13 protein-coding genes are annotated in these 13,977 nt (G+C 59.9%); 7 read left to right on the top strand and 6 right to left on the bottom strand.

The genetic code is table 11. The features are described from left to right. Nucleotides 1-22: 22 nt before the first annotated feature. Together cysQ and nudE are read right to left on the bottom strand one after the other, a co-directional pair. Nucleotides 23-859: a 3'(2'),5'-bisphosphate nucleotidase CysQ gene (gene cysQ, locus AC07SU_RS02410; protein ID WP_494996099.1), complete on the bottom strand. Its 837-nt coding sequence runs from the start codon at nucleotides 857-859 to the stop codon at nucleotides 23-25. Beyond that, nucleotides 856-1,422, bottom strand: a complete 567-nt coding sequence (nudE, locus tag AC07SU_RS02405; RefSeq protein ID WP_176997340.1) for an ADP compounds hydrolase NudE — start codon at nucleotides 1,420-1,422, stop codon at nucleotides 856-858. Before nudE ends, cysQ begins: the two co-directional genes overlap by 4 nt. 87 nt (nucleotides 1,423-1,509) lie before the next feature. On the opposite strand from nudE, the gene yrfG reads away from it, so the two are divergent. Next, a complete protein-coding gene (gene yrfG / locus AC07SU_RS02400; protein WP_494996098.1) occupies nucleotides 1,510-2,172 on the top strand; it encodes a GMP/IMP nucleotidase in 663 nt (220 codons plus the stop codon). A gap of 141 nt (nucleotides 2,173-2,313) precedes the next feature. Here the strand turns inward: yrfG and lysM are convergent, their stop codons facing one another. Continuing rightward, nucleotides 2,314-2,754 (bottom strand): peptidoglycan-binding protein LysM, encoded by a 441-nt coding sequence (gene lysM / locus AC07SU_RS02395; RefSeq protein WP_494996097.1) that lies wholly within the window; start codon nucleotides 2,752-2,754, stop codon nucleotides 2,314-2,316. A 142-nt stretch (nucleotides 2,755-2,896) separates the two neighbouring features. On the opposite strand from lysM, the gene AC07SU_RS02390 reads away from it, so the two are divergent. The 4 genes from AC07SU_RS02390 (at nucleotide 2,897) to AC07SU_RS02375 (ending at nucleotide 7,884) form a co-directional block, all read left to right on the top strand. Beyond that, nucleotides 2,897-3,784 (top strand): LysR family transcriptional regulator, encoded by an 888-nt coding sequence (locus AC07SU_RS02390; protein WP_178918502.1) that lies wholly within the window; start codon nucleotides 2,897-2,899, stop codon nucleotides 3,782-3,784. Between the two features lie 97 nt (nucleotides 3,785-3,881). Next, entirely contained in the window at nucleotides 3,882-4,721 is an 840-nt protein-coding gene (fdhD, locus tag AC07SU_RS02385; RefSeq protein ID WP_494996096.1) for a formate dehydrogenase accessory sulfurtransferase FdhD, read from the top strand. Beyond that, complete coding sequence (locus AC07SU_RS02380; protein ID WP_494996095.1) at nucleotides 4,718-7,066, top strand: FdhF/YdeP family oxidoreductase; 2,349 nt, start codon at nucleotides 4,718-4,720, stop codon at nucleotides 7,064-7,066. The genes fdhD and AC07SU_RS02380 overlap by 4 nt, the downstream gene beginning before the upstream one ends. Nucleotides 7,067-7,404: 338 nt before the next feature. Continuing rightward, nucleotides 7,405-7,884, top strand: coding sequence for a glycine zipper domain-containing protein (locus AC07SU_RS02375; protein ID WP_494996094.1), 480 nt, complete (start codon nucleotides 7,405-7,407; stop codon nucleotides 7,882-7,884). Between the two features lie 128 nt (nucleotides 7,885-8,012). On the opposite strand, the gene AC07SU_RS02370 is transcribed toward AC07SU_RS02375, so the two are convergent. The 3 genes from AC07SU_RS02370 to AC07SU_RS02360 form a co-directional block, all read right to left on the bottom strand. Beyond that, a complete protein-coding gene (locus tag AC07SU_RS02370) occupies nucleotides 8,013-8,447 on the bottom strand; it encodes an acyl-CoA thioesterase (protein WP_494996093.1) in 435 nt (144 codons plus the stop codon). A gap of 23 nt (nucleotides 8,448-8,470) precedes the next feature. After that, complete coding sequence (locus tag AC07SU_RS02365) at nucleotides 8,471-10,408, bottom strand: RecQ family ATP-dependent DNA helicase (protein ID WP_494996092.1); 1,938 nt, start codon at nucleotides 10,406-10,408, stop codon at nucleotides 8,471-8,473. Nucleotides 10,409-10,694: 286 nt separating this feature from the next. Continuing rightward, the gene (locus tag AC07SU_RS02360; protein ID WP_494996091.1) at nucleotides 10,695-11,870 is read right to left on the bottom strand and encodes a tetratricopeptide repeat protein; all 1,176 of its coding nucleotides are present in this window, start codon (nucleotides 11,868-11,870) and stop codon (nucleotides 10,695-10,697) included. Between the two features lie 734 nt (nucleotides 11,871-12,604). On the opposite strand from AC07SU_RS02360, the gene AC07SU_RS02355 reads away from it, so the two are divergent. After that, nucleotides 12,605-12,961 (top strand): DUF1493 family protein, encoded by a 357-nt coding sequence (locus AC07SU_RS02355; protein WP_494996090.1) that lies wholly within the window; start codon nucleotides 12,605-12,607, stop codon nucleotides 12,959-12,961. 97 nt (nucleotides 12,962-13,058) lie between these two features. Further along, nucleotides 13,059-13,922: an EamA family transporter gene (locus AC07SU_RS02350; protein ID WP_494996089.1), complete on the top strand. Its 864-nt coding sequence runs from the start codon at nucleotides 13,059-13,061 to the stop codon at nucleotides 13,920-13,922. Nucleotides 13,923-13,977 lie beyond the last annotated feature (55 nt).

The following is a 13,977-nucleotide window of genomic DNA, read 5'->3' as shown; positions in this document are numbered from 1 at the left end:
CAAGCCGGGCTCCTACAGGGGTCTACGAACGGGCCAGGGTCAGCAACCGCTCCCGCCAAGCCGCCTTCGCCGGCAATGCCAAAAAGAACGGGTTCAACAACGACTCCCGCGCCGGGTAGCTGAATGGCTCGCCACTCAACTCCAGCACTTCGCCGCCCGCCCCTTCCAGCACGCCCTGGGCTGCTGCGGTGTCCCACTGCGACGTTGGCGCCAACCGTGGGTAGCAATCGGCACTGCCTTCGGCCAGCAAGCAGAATTTCAGCGAGCTGCCGATATTCGCCAGTTTCAGCTCACCCAGGCCTTCGCTCAAACCATCCAGCAAACGCTCCTGCTCAGGGCTGGTGTGCCGACGACTGGCAACCACGGTAAATGCCTCTCCGGCGGCTGGCGTCTGGCGCACCTGAATCTGCTTGGGCGCCTCATTTACATCGGAACGCCATGCCCCAAGGCCCGCACCGCCAAAGTAGCAGCGGCCGCTGGTGGGCATCGACACCACGCCAAATACCACGCGGCCTTGCTCGATCAGGGCGACGTTGACGGTGAACTCTTCGCTGCCGGAAATGAATTCCTTGGTGCCATCCAGCGGGTCCACCAACCACCAGCGCTGCCAACCGGCGCGCACGCTTTGGTCGATATCGGCGTCTTCTTCAGACAGTACGGGAATGCTCGGGTCCAGCGCGGTGAGCCCAGCGAGGATCAAGTGGTGAGCGGCCAGGTCTGCTGCCGTCACCGGCGAGTCATCAGACTTGGACGTGACGGCCACGTCGGCCCGCCAATAGGGCAGGATCGCTTCACCCGCCTGACGCGCCAGCTCGATCACAGGGGCAATAAAAGGGTGGCCTAAAAACAGTTCGCTCATGCGATAAACGCTCCACGCTGGGTCAACAGGTCTCGTACCAGGTACAGCGCGGCCAGGGCGCGGCCTTCGCTGAATTGCTCGTTTTGCGCCAGTTGCGACAGCTCCCGCAGGTTGACGCGGTCGACCCGCATCGGCTCGGGCTCGTCACCTTCAAGGCGTTCTTCATAGAGGTCGGTGGCCAGCACCACCTGGATTTTCTGGCTCATGTAGCCAGGTGACAGCGAAAGCTCGGTGAGGTGTTCCAGCTGACGTGCGCCGTAGCCTGCCTCTTCCTTGAGCTCACGGTTCGCCGCCGCCAGCACATCCTCGCCGGGCTCAATCAGGCCCTTGGGCAGGGACAACTCATATTCATCCGTACCGCCGCAGTATTCTTCCACCAGCAACGCGTGATCGGCGTCGATCATTGCCACGATCATCACTGCGCCATAACCGGCACCGCGGCCCACCAGGCGTTCGTAGGTTCGTTCAACGCCATTGGAAAAGCGCAATTGCACTTCCTCCACGCGGAACAAACGGCTACTGGCGACTATTTCGCGGGCGAGGACGGTGGGTTTCTGGCGCATAAGCGGCTCCTTGGCGTGATCGGGTTACTATACCGTGGCTTTTCCGATTGTCTGTGTCGGATATCTTTACTTACATGAGAACCGCCCATGCCCTCTCTGCCCTGGCACGCCATCGACACCGTCCTGCTGGACATGGACGGCACCCTGCTCGACCTGCACTTCGACAACCACTTCTGGATGGAACACCTGCCACAACGGTACGCCGAGTTGCATGGCGTGAGCCGCGCCATGGCCGAGCTGGAGTTGCAACCTCTGTTCGAGCATAACGCGGGACAGTTGCAATGGTATTGCCTGGATTTCTGGACCACCGAACTGAAGATCCCGGTGCGCGAACTCAAGCTGGAAACCGCCCACCTGATCGCCCTGCGCCCAGACGCCGACACCTTTCTGGCGGCGATCAAACAGGCCGGCAAGCGGGTGATCCTGATCACCAACGCTCATCGCGATTCGCTGTCATTGAAGTTGGAACGCATCGAATTGGCGCCGTATTTCGAAAGGTTGATCAGCTCCCACGATTACGGTTTCGCCAAGGAAAACCCGCAGTTCTGGGATGCTCTGCAAGCCGACATCGGCTTCGACCCGGCGCGCAGCCTGTTTATTGATGACACCTTGCCGATCCTGCGCAGTGCCCAGGTGTTTGGCGTGGGGCATCTGCTGGCGGTGAAAGAGCCGGACAGCAAGAAAGGGCCAAAGGACACGGCGGAGTTTGCAGCCGTCGAGGACTACCGAGACCTCATTGCCGGCCTCTGAATCAAATGTGGGAGAAGACCTCTGTGGGAGCCGGGCTTGCCCGCGATGCAGACGCCTCGGTGTATCAGTGACACCGCAGCGATGCTATCGCGGGCAAGCCCGGCTCCCACAGAAAGCAACTCCCACATTTCGTAGCGTGTATTACTCAGGAATACGCAACGTCTGCCCTGGGTAAATCTTGTCCGGATGCGACAACAACGGCTTGTTAGCCTCGAAGATCTTGTTGTACTGGTTGGCGTTGCCATACACCGCCAGCGAAATTGCGCTCAGGGTGTCGCCCTTTTTCACCACGACGAAACGGGCGGCGGCAACCGCCGGGCCGGATACGGTGATCTGGTCCTCGACACTGGCCACCCCGGCAATATTGCCTGCCGCCAGGATGATTTTTTCTTTCTCTTCCTGGCTGGCCACTACACCGCTGATCGTCACCTTGTCACCGTCGACGGTGGCATGCACGTTCGGGTTGCCCAGCCCCACATCCTCAATGTGCTTTTTAAGGTCTTCGCTTGCATCGGCGTTGCCTGGCGTCAACAGCTTGACCAGCTTTTCGCCAGCCTCTTTCACAAAGCTGAAAATACTCATGTTTGCTCTCCTTGGGGTTTAGGTTCCAGATGCCAAAGACTAGACCAGTCCTACAGAACCTGGTTCCAGCCCGACCAATGACCAGACGACTCCTACACGCGTTAGAATCCCCTCGCTATTGGAGCAAGCCCACGGAGCGAAGATGGACATCAAACAGCTGAAATTCCTCATCGCCCTCGACGAAACCCGTCACTTCGGCCAGGCGGCAGCGCGTTGCCATATCACCCAGCCGACGCTGTCGATGCGCTTGCGCAACCTGGAAGAGGAACTGGACCTTCCTCTGGTCAACCGGGGCCAGCGCTTCGAAGGGTTTACCGCGCCGGGCGAGCGGGTGCTGGCGTGGGCCCGCACGGTGCTGGCGGCCTATGACGGTTTGCAGGCCGAAGCCGCAGCCTGCCGTGGCAACCTGGTGGGCACATTGCGATTAGGGGTGGTGCCGCTGTCGAGCTTCGACCCCCTGGCCTTGATGCAGCAGTTGCACAAGGAACACCCCAGCCTGCGTTTCGAGCTGTCGGCACTGAGCTCCGAGCAAATCCTTGAACAACTGGCCAGCAATCGACTGGACCTGGGCGTGTCCTACCTGGAACGCTTGGACAATGAACGTTTCGACTCGCTGGCGTTGGGCGAAACCCGCATGGGCCTGCTGTATGACCAGCGCTTCTTCAGCTTCGGTGACACGCCGTTGAGCTGGGAGGCGCTGATCGAGCTGCCGCTGGGCATGCTCACCAGCGGCATGCACTTTCGCCAGTCCATCGACCACAACTTCCACAGCCGGGGGCTCAACCCACAACCGCTGCTGCAAACCGATGCCGTCCATCAGTTGTTACAGGCTGTGCACGGCGGGCTGTGTTGCGCAGTGATGCCACTGGAGGGAGGCCTGGATGCACTCACCGAACACTTGCGCCTGCAACCGATTGAAGACGCCCACACCCTGGCCCGCCTGGGATTGATCATGCGCCGCAGCGCCCCTCGATCAGCACTGGCCGAAGCCTGTTTTGCGCTGTTTCAGAAATCGCAAAACGAGTCTTGATCGACGTCATCTATCGACAGATCAGTACTGGCAATTGGACGCGACGCTTTGTCGCGCCTAGTCTAAACACTGATCAATCCGTCGGTGGTACTGCCCCATGAACGCCAAGCGCCCCGTCTGCGCGGCGCCTGCCTCTGAAACGCCCGCGCCTGCTGCCAGCCAGAGCTATCAGTATTGCAATCTCGAGCACACAGAAGTCGCCAGCACTGCATTGGCGGAAGAAGTGGCCTTGGCGATTGCCTACAACGACATCAGCCAGGCCGTGATGCTGGTCACCCCGACCGACCTTGAAGACTTCATCGTCGGCTTCAGCATTGGCAGCGGCATTATCGCCGACGTTAACGACATTTATGACCTTAAACTCAGCGGCTCCGGCTCTGCCCAACACGCTCAGGTACAGATTTCCAGCCGTGCCTTCTGGAACCTCAAGCAACAGCGCCGACAACTGGCAGGCACCAGCGGCTGTGGTCTGTGCGGCGTGGAAGCAGTTGAACAGGCCCTACCGGACCTTCAGGTGCTACCTGGCGCGCCCTTGCCGCCCGCCGAATGGCTCGACGGCCTGCGCCAGCGCATCAGCGCCTTTCAACCCTTGGGCCAATACAGCGGCGCGGTACACGCAGCGGTGTTCATGAACGGCCACGGCGAATTGCTGCTGGGCCGTGAAGACATCGGCCGGCACAACGCCCTGGATAAATTGATCGGCGCACTGATCCGCCAGAAGATTCCGACCGAAGGTGGCCTGGCAATCGTCACCAGCCGTTGCAGCCTGGAGTTGATCCAGAAAGTCCTGCGCGCGGGCATCCAGACCCTGGTCAGCCTGTCATCGCCTACCGGCCTGGCCCTGCAATGGGCCCGCCGGCACAACCTCAACCTCATCCACCTGCCGCAGAAAAGCGCGCCGCGGGTCTATAGCCCAGCGATGGAGTACCAACCATGAGCATGCATCACCAAGCCGACCAAACCCCAACCCCGCGCTACAAGCCCTATAAAGGCCCAGCCGGTGGCTGGGGCGCACTGATCAGCGTGGCGCAGGCCTGGTTGACCAGCGACAACGCGCTGAAAAACCTGCGCATGATGCTCAAGACCAACCAGAACGGCGGTTTCGACTGCCCGGGCTGTGCGTGGGGCGACTCGCCGGAAAGCGGCATGGTCAAGTTCTGCGAGAACGGCGCCAAGGCCGTGAACTGGGAAGCCACCAAACGTCGCGTCGACGCGGCATTCTTCGCCAAGCACAGCGTCACCGCGCTGCTGGAGCAAAGCGACTACTGGCTGGAATACCAGGGCCGCCTGACCGAGCCGATGCGCTACGACGCCGAAACCGACCGCTACCAGCCCATCAGCTGGGAAGCCGCGTTCGACCTGGTAGGCAAGCACCTCAACGCCCTGCCCAGCCCGGACATGGCCGAGTTCTACACCTCGGGCCGCGCCAGCAACGAGGCGGCGTACCTGTATCAGCTGTTCGTGCGCGCGTATGGCACCAACAACTTCCCGGATTGCTCGAACATGTGCCACGAAGCCAGCGGTGTGGCCCTGGCGCAAAGCGTGGGCGTCGGCAAAGGCACCGTGACCTTTGATGACTTCGAACATGCCGATGCGATCTTCGTGTGGGGCCAGAACCCCGGCACCAACCACCCGCGCATGCTCGAACCGCTGCGCGAAGCAGTGAAGCGTGGCGCCCAGGTAGTGTGCATCAACCCGCTGAAAGAACGCGGCCTGGAACGCTTCCAGCACCCGCAGCACCCGCTGGAAATGCTCACCAACGGCGACAAGCCGACCAACACCGCCTACTTCCGCCCGGCACTCGGCGGCGACATGGCCATCCTGCGCGGCATGGCCAAGTTCCTGCTGCTGTGGGAGCGCCAGGCCCAGGCCGAAGGCAAGGAAGCCGTGTTCGACCACGACTTCCTCAACGAACACACCGCCAACGTGCTGGATTACCTGGGCAAGATCGACGACACCTCCTGGGATGAAATCGTCGAGCAGTCCGGCCTGACGCTGGTGGAGATCGAGCAAGCGGCGCGCATGTACGCCAAAGGCAAGAACGTGATCATGTGCTGGGCCATGGGCATCACTCAGCATCGCCACTCGGTGCCGACCATCCAGGAAATCGCCAACCTGATGCTGCTGCGCGGCAACATCGGCCGCCCCGGCGCGGGCCTGTGCCCGGTGCGTGGCCACAGCAACGTGCAGGGCGACCGCACCATGGGCATCAACGAGCGCCCGCCGGTGGCGTTCCTCGATTCTCTGGAGCGTCGCTTCCAGTTCCAGGTACCCCGTGAAAATGGGCACAACGTGGTCGAAGCGATCCACGCCATGCTCGAAGGCCGCTCCAAAGTGTTCATCGGCCTGGGCGGCAACTTCGCCCAAGCCACGCCCGACAGCCCGCGCACCTTCCAGGCCCTGCGCAATTGCGACCTGACCGTGCAGATCAGCACCAAGCTCAACCGCAGCCACCTGATGCACGGCAAAGACGCGCTGATTCTGCCATGCCTGGGCCGTACCGACATCGACATCCAGGCCGACGGCCCGCAAGCGGTGACGGTAGAGGACTCGTTCAGCATGGTTCACGGCTCCAACGGCCAACTGCAGCCGCTGTCGAAATTCATGAAGTCGGAGCCTGCCATCCTGGCTGGCATCGCGGCGGCGACCTTGGGCAGCAAGCCCGTGGATTGGAATTGGCTGGTGGCCGACTACGGGCGTATTCGCGACCTGATAGCCGACACCATCCCAGGCTTCAAGGACTTCAACGAGAAGATCAAAAACCCGGGCGGCTTCTACCTGGGCAACGCAGCTGGCGCCCGCCGCTGGAACACGCCGTCGGGCCGCGCCAACTTCCGCCCGAATATCCTGCCCAAGGACTTGATCCACGAGCGCACTCACGCCACTGGCCGTGTGCCGGACCTGATCATGCAGTCGATGCGCTCCCACGATCAGTACAACACCACCATCTATGGCTTGGACGACCGCTACCGTGGCGTGAAAGGCCAGCGTGACGTGCTGTTCGTCAACGAAGCCGACATCATCCGCCTGGGCTTCAAGCCGGGGCAGAAGGCCGACATCGTCTCGTTGTGGGAGGACGGCCGCGAGCGTCGTGTGAAGGGCTTTACCTTGCTTGCGTTTGATATTCCTGCGGGGCAGGCGGCGGCTTATTACCCGGAAGTGAACCCTCTGGTGCCCCTGGAAAGCACGGGCGATGGCAGCCACACGCCAACATCGAAGTTCGTGGCGATTCGCCTGGAAGCGGCAAGCGATAACGGCTTGATCATGGCCCGCTCGGCCTGACAACCCCGCCCTCTGTAGGAGCCGGCTTGCCGGCGATGCGGCCCTTAAGCCTTGCGCTGATTGTGCCGACGCCATCGCCGGCAAGCCGGCTCCTACAGTGAGTGTTCCCATGCAGGCAGCGGGGACGATGCCGGGCCAAATTCCGGGCACAAAAAAGGCCGCTTTTGCATAAAAGCGGCCGTTCCGAAGTAGTTAAAGACCTGTAAAAATCACTTAAGTTCCCCATACAAAACAGCAACTTAGCAAATTGTATACAACTGCTGCCACCGGTCGGATTTCGATTGTCAGCGTCTCGATACAACCTCAGGATCGCGCCGTCATCCTCTTGAGGTCTCTCTATGAAGTTCTCCTCGATTCTCTTGTTGTCCCTTGGCCTGGTCAGTGGCGCAGCCATGGCCGGTGGCATCACCGAAGCCGGTGTGGGCGGCGCATTGGGCGGGGTTTTAGGTTCCGTTGTCGGCCAGCAGATCGGCGGCAATACAGGTTCGGCCATCGGCGCAGCCCTGGGTGGCGCGGGCGGCAGTGCGGTCGGCGCTGACAAGCGCAGCCGTGGTGAAGCGGCCATTGGTGGTGCGCTGGGCGCAGCCGGTGGCAACGTGGTTGGCCGCAGCATGGGCGGCAACACTGGCAGCCTGATCGGCGCAGCCGCTGGCGGCGGTGCAGGTGGCGCGCTGGGTAACTACATGGGCAACAAGAGCGATGACGACGACCGTCGCTACCGTGGGCGCGACAACCGCCGCTATGACCGCGACGATCACCGTGGCCGCGGGCATGCCTATGGCCATCGCAAGAACAAGCATCACTACCGTCACCGGTAAGAGCTGAAGAACACGATCAATCCCTTGTAGGAGCCGGCTTGCCGGCGATGGCAGAGTGTCAGGCAATACTTATTGACCTGACCCATCGCGATCGCTGGCAAGCCAGCTCCTACAGTGGGTATTTGTGTTCAAAGAATCACCAAGCGCTGCAACGCCTCGCGCAACATTCCCGGAATCGTCACCGGCTGGTTCGTCCCCCGATCCACGAACACGTGCACAAAGCGCCCCGCCGCACAGGCCTCGTCCTCACCTTGTTTGAACACCGCCAATTCGTACTGCACTGAGCTGTTGCCCAACTTGCTCACCCGCAGGCCGATTTCGATGCGCTCGGGAAAGGCAATCGACGCGAAGTAATCGCACGCTGAACTCACCACAAACCCCACCACTTCACCGTCATGAATATCCAACCCACCCTGTTCGATCAGGTAGGTGTTCACCGCCGTGTCGAAGAAGCTGTAGTAGGTCACGTTATTCACATGGCCATACACATCGTTGTCGTGCCAGCGCGTGATGATCGGCTGGAAGTGAGGGTAATCGGCACGTTGGGGTACGGAGTCAGGCATGGGCGCATCTCGTGAAGGTGGGTTCAAAGGTCATTCAAATGGGCTTCGGCCCACTCGCGCACCTCGGCGTAGGGGTAGTCCTCAAGTGCGGCAAAACCCGGAATGCCCCGCGCTTTCAGCTTGGTGAAAAGCGGCACGCTGATACCGCCAAGGAACCGCGTCAAACGTTCCGCACCCGGCAATTGCCCCGTGTGCTCATGATGCCTGTGGATAAAATCACCGCACAGCCCCATGAAGTTTTTATCCACAAGCGGCGGCAAACCGGGCGGTGGCGGCAGGTGTGCAACATGGCCGTGGCACACAGAGCAATGCCCACAACGCTGGGGCGCATTTTCATCGCCAAAATACTGAGCCAGGCGTTTCCCCAGGCAATGTTCGGTGGCGAACAGATCGAGCATGGCGTGAATCCGCGCCACCTCGCCCACCTCATGTTGCTTGAAGCCTGTGTATAACTCGGCGCTCAACACCTCTGGATCAAAATCGGTATCCAGCAGGCTGTAGACCTCGGTCATCTGCTTGCTTTCCAGCTCGATCAGGCCCTGCTCCTGGAAGTAATCCAGGGCTTTCACCACCCGGCCACGCTCGGCGTTGTGCTGTTGGTACAGCGCGTCGAAATCCACTGTAGCCCAGGTTTTCGCCCGCTTGCACACCTGGATAATCGCTGCGACAAACTGCTGTCGCTCGCCGGAAAACCGCGCCAGCAGGGCGTCGGGCTCGATCAGGTACTTGAAGCGGTATTCGGCGTAGAACGCGTAGCGTGGTGCGATCACCCCCTTGAGCTCCAACTGCACCAGCAGTGTCTTCAACGGCAGCTCGCGGATGTTGCTGTGATCCGACAAGGACCTGAGCAGAAATTCCCATTGCCCCTCGCTCCGTGCAGCCTGAAGCTCATCCAATACCCGCCGGATCCCCTCCTGCTCTGGCGTGTCGCCGTACACGAAGTTTTCCAGCACGTTGAGGCTGTCGCGGTTGGCCAGCACCAGGCAGTCGGACGGCTGCCCATCACGCCCGGCACGGCCGATCTCCTGGCTGTAGTTCTCGATGGATTTAGGCAGGTCGAAGTGCACCACATTGCGGATGTCACTTTTGTCGATGCCCATGCCAAACGCGATGGTGGCGACAATGCAATTGGAACGTCCGCCCATGAAGCGCTGCTGGATACCCTCGCGTTTATCGTGGGGCAAGCCGGCGTGATACGCCTCGGCCTGGATGCCGTTGCGGTTCAGGTGCTCGGCAATCTGCTCGGCGGTTTTTTGCAAGGTGACATAGACGATGCTTGGCTGGTCAGCGCGCTCACTCATCCACTGCACCAAGCGACGACGCTTGTCCGCGCCGCTGACCGGCTCCACCAACAGGTTGAGGTTGGGCCGGTAGAAGCCCGTAGTGACCACATCGCCCGGTGCAATGGCGAACTTCGCCTGCATGTCGGCAATCACCTTAGGCGTGGCCGTAGCCGTCAGCAGCAGGGCTTGTGGGATATTGAACTGGCGCTGGTAGTCCGGCAGCTTCAAATAGTCCGGCCGGAAGTTGTGGCCCCACTCGGAAATACAGTGCGCCTCGTCCACCACCAGTAACGAGATCTGCACGCTTTGCAGGAAGTTACGGAAGCGCTCGTTCTTCAAGCGTTCTACGGAAATCATCAGGATTTTCAGCTCGCCTGAACGCGCACGGGCCATCACGTCATTGGCCTCATCGCGGCTCTGGGCCGAATCAATACTGCCCGCCGAAATGCCGTGGCGCTGCAAGAAACCAAGCTGGTCCTGCATCAACGCCAACAGGGGTGAAACCACCAATGTCAGGTGTGGCAGCAACACCGCCGACAGCTGGTAACACAAAGATTTACCTGACCCGGTTGGGAAAATCGCAGCTGCCGAACGACCGGCCAGTACCGCGCTGACGGTTTCTTCCTGGCCCAAACGAAACTGTGGATAACCAAAGACCTGCTGGAGGGTGTCGTGCATAGGCTGTCACTCCATTGACCGCTGAGTTGGCTCAAAAACATAGCCCGGGAATCTCAGCGAATCGAGAAAGGTCGCATGGAAAAAAGAGACAGGATGATACACAGGGTGAGGGGTGGCCTAGGGCCGAAGTGGGAATAATCCGAGGTAGGAGCAGAAAAGATACAAATCCAAATGTGGGAGGGGGCTTGCCCCCGATTGCAGTGTGTCAGCCAATAAATCTTGGCCTGACAGATCGCTATCGGGGGCAAGCCCCCTCCCACATTTTTATTTTTGTATCAGGGCTGAATCATCGGTTTTTCACGCGCTCAATCGCCGTGTCATACACCGGGTTGGCCTTCTGCTCTTTAGCCAGCTGGTAGTGACGCAACGCATCCTGGAACTGCCCCGCAGCCTCATAGATCCGCGCAATGTTGTAGTAAGACCCTGCACGCACGGTCGCGGCATTCGCACCGGTCGCCAGGGCAATGGCCTTGCGGTTGGCCCAGATCGACTCGGCAGTGTTGCCAGCCTTCTGGTACGCCAGGCCCAGATTGCCGTAGGCCTTGCCGAAGCCATTGTCCAGGTCGATGGCCTGGCGGAACAAGTCGATGGCCTGGTCGAGGTTACCCGCTTGGTAGGCCGCTTCACCTTGTACGTTCAGACGTTTCGCATCGGTTTGTGCAGAAGAGCTGACGGCTACGGCCGTGACCGCGACGCTGTCATCCAGCAACGGTTTCACTTCGTTGAGTACGTCCTTGGCATCCACTGTCACACCGCTGAAGGTGTTGATGTCTTGGAAGTCACCGCTGCCGGTCATGCGGAACACGGTCCACAGGTTGCCGCTACGGTTCTGCGGTACATAGTAGGTACGCACCAGCGACTGGCCCATGTACACGAACACTTTGGCTTCACTATTGGAGAGCTGACGCGAGCTTGGATTACCACCGTTGGTGTAGTCATGCACGGCGTACACGTAGCTTTCGCCATAGTGTTTTTTCTGCAGGGTGATGGTTTCCGGGCCGTAGCTGTCGGTGTCATCCACATCCAGTTCGGCATCGGTGCCGTTTTTGTTTTCGAAGTAGATGTTGTTGCCCGGGAAGATCATGTGGGAGTCGAGGTCTTCCGGGGTCTTGCCCCAGGTCAGTACCACGCGCAGGCCGTCGAGGTTCTCCATCACCGGGCTGATGGCGTAAGTCATGCCCTTGCAGGGGCATTTCACCACCAGGTTGGAGTAGCCGGGCTTCTTGATGATCAGCAGGTTGGTGGAGTCGTCAGCGGCTTCGCTGGTCAATGTGACCTGGCCCTGGGCGTTGGTGCGCCCCACCACGTTCTGCGCACCGTTGCGTTGCAGCAGCACTTCGGCATCGGCGATTTTCTGGTCCTTGACCACCGCACTCAGGACCTCAATCGGCAACTGTTCGGCCTGGATGGAAAACGCCACTGCGCACAATGACATCGCCGAGGCGACACGAAGCAAACCCATGCTTAACTCCCTTTAAGTAGTGGGCGGAATCGCCCTACAAGATTTTGCGGTGAAACATACGCTGAAATCAGGCCTCTGGCGGATTTTTTGTACAAAGTGTGACGTAGTTTTTATCACCTCCAACAGCAACTTCTGGCTCCTCAGGTTCTGAGTAAAAACGACCACTCGCCCCCAAAGAACCTCCGTCATAACCAAAAATCGGAAGCATCCGTAAGAAACCACTCAGTACTGCGCCGTACGTTTCCCAAACTGCTTAAAACGCCCTGCACGCCCTCTACAAAACTCACCTTCGCCTGACCGAAACTAGCGGCCTTTCAACAACGCCGACAAGAATCTGTGAACATCGAAAGGACGCAACCTATCAGCCACAACGGCGTCACCTTCACAGAGCGGCGCCTGATCATCTTGCTTAGCAATCCACATGCATTGGCAAATCTTGGGTGGCTGATGCGATGACCGAATCCATCTACTGGATCGGCCTGATACTGCTCTTGGCCGTTGCCGCGTCGATCGAAAAAACAATCAAACGGCCTCCACTCAGAAAATGGTTTGGGCTGGTCCTTGTGGTAACCGGTCCGACACTCTTATTCTGCGACACCCTATGGTTAAAGGGATCGGCGATGGACAGCTTGCCTGCCATTGCTCTTGTAACGGGTATCGTGTTGCTAGCCAGCCAAAACAAATATCGCCGCCACCGCAACCATCCCCCTCACCCACTCCTGCGTGCCCCCACCATGAACCTCGCGCCTAACTTCCCCGAAGACGCCGCCATGCAGCAACTCCTGCAACTGCTGCACGAAGAAATCGGCCTGCCAAAACACAAGACCATCAGCCTGCAAACCTCGATCAACGTCGACCTGGGTTGTGATGGCAGTGAGGCCAAGCAATTGATGGATACGCTGGAGCAGGAATTTGTACTCGACCTGGGCGACTTCGACACTTATCGTTACTTCAACCCGCCGGTGTTTGATGTGTTTCTCAAACGTCGGGCCAAAGGGCGCGGCGAAAAAGTGCCGCTGACCATCGGCATGCTCTACCTGGCCATCAAGACCCACAGCTGGGACACGCAAACTCTCGAAAACCTGAGTTAACGGTGGGAGCCGGCTTGCCGGCGATGGCGGTCCCGAGGGCCTCATCGCCGGCAAGCCGGGCTCCTACAGGACATTGCGCCTTCGGAAAGGACCTTACATGGACGTAACAATGGGCCTGCTGGCCGCCCTGCTCTGGGGCGGTACGGATTTTCTCGTGGGCCTCAATGCCCGCGCTGTCGGCGTAAAACGCGCGGTGTATTTCGGCCAAGCCTTGGGCTTTCTGATCATGACCCTGCTGCTGGCCATTCTCCCGACCTTCCTGCTCAAATCCCTCGACGCGCCGCTGAGCGTCTGGCTTCTGGGCATCGCCGCCGCCCTGCTCACCGTTTCCGGCGCCCTCGCGTTATCCAAAGCTTTTGCACTCGGCAAAGCCGCCATCGTCGCACCGCTAGTGACCTCCTACGGCGTGGTCACCACCCTGCTGTCCTGGGCCAGCGGCGAGCACATCAGCCTGACGCAGCTGGGTTGCATCGCCGTGTGCGTGATCGGCGTGTTCCTCTCCAGCATCCACAAGGACAACGGCGTTCCCCACAACAACCCCCGCCTGTCCATCGCTTACGCCATGCTTGCCGCTGTGCTGTATGGCACCAGTTTCTGGCTGCAAGGCCGCTACACACTGCCGGCGCTGGGGCCGATTACCATGCTGTGGCTCGGGTATTTGGTGGGGTTATGCGTATTGGTGTTGATGGTACTGAAGATCAAGGACGGGTTGAAAATCCCGCCGCTGAAAAACTGCGCAACACTGACCGGGGCGAGCGTGATGAACCTCGGCGGCTTCTCGGCGTTTTCCTGGGGGGCGATGGCAGGGTCGGTGTCGGTGGTGACGGTGATCAGTACGTTGTCGGGCGGGATTGCGGCGATTCTGGGGTTCGTGTTTTTCAAGGAGCGGTTGTCGGCTGTACAGGTGCTAGGCGTTGCACTGGTACTGGTCGGTGCCGTTGTTTTGCACAGGGTCGACTGACCTATCGCGCACAAAAAAGCCGCCCCTGAGGGCGGCTTTTTCACAACGCTCGAAT

It is taken from the genome of Pseudomonas sp. GW821-FHT05H12, assembly GCF_059419385.1.
This window is presented reverse-complemented; position numbering and strand designations above follow the sequence as displayed.

Excerpts from the sequence above, each read along its gene's own strand:
- cysQ (WP_494996099.1), bottom strand. The coding sequence starts at position 859 with ATGAGCGAACTGTTTTTAGGCCACCCTTTTATTGCCCCTGTGATCGAG.
- nudE (WP_176997340.1), bottom strand. The coding sequence starts at position 1,422 with ATGCGCCAGAAACCCACCGTCCTCGCCCGCGAAATAGTCGCCAGTAGC.
- yrfG (WP_494996098.1), top strand. The coding sequence starts at position 1,510 with ATGCCCTCTCTGCCCTGGCACGCCATCGACACCGTCCTGCTGGACATG.
- lysM (WP_494996097.1), bottom strand. The coding sequence starts at position 2,754 with ATGAGTATTTTCAGCTTTGTGAAAGAGGCTGGCGAAAAGCTGGTCAAG.
- AC07SU_RS02390 (WP_178918502.1), top strand. The coding sequence starts at position 2,897 with ATGGACATCAAACAGCTGAAATTCCTCATCGCCCTCGACGAAACCCGT.
- fdhD (WP_494996096.1), top strand. The coding sequence starts at position 3,882 with ATGAACGCCAAGCGCCCCGTCTGCGCGGCGCCTGCCTCTGAAACGCCC.
- AC07SU_RS02380 (WP_494996095.1), top strand. The coding sequence starts at position 4,718 with ATGAGCATGCATCACCAAGCCGACCAAACCCCAACCCCGCGCTACAAG.
- AC07SU_RS02375 (WP_494996094.1), top strand. The coding sequence starts at position 7,405 with ATGAAGTTCTCCTCGATTCTCTTGTTGTCCCTTGGCCTGGTCAGTGGC.
- AC07SU_RS02370 (WP_494996093.1), bottom strand. The coding sequence starts at position 8,447 with ATGCCTGACTCCGTACCCCAACGTGCCGATTACCCTCACTTCCAGCCG.
- AC07SU_RS02365 (WP_494996092.1), bottom strand. The coding sequence starts at position 10,408 with ATGCACGACACCCTCCAGCAGGTCTTTGGTTATCCACAGTTTCGTTTG.
- AC07SU_RS02360 (WP_494996091.1), bottom strand. The coding sequence starts at position 11,870 with ATGGGTTTGCTTCGTGTCGCCTCGGCGATGTCATTGTGCGCAGTGGCG.
- AC07SU_RS02355 (WP_494996090.1), top strand. The coding sequence starts at position 12,605 with ATGAACCTCGCGCCTAACTTCCCCGAAGACGCCGCCATGCAGCAACTC.
- AC07SU_RS02350 (WP_494996089.1), top strand. The coding sequence starts at position 13,059 with ATGGACGTAACAATGGGCCTGCTGGCCGCCCTGCTCTGGGGCGGTACG.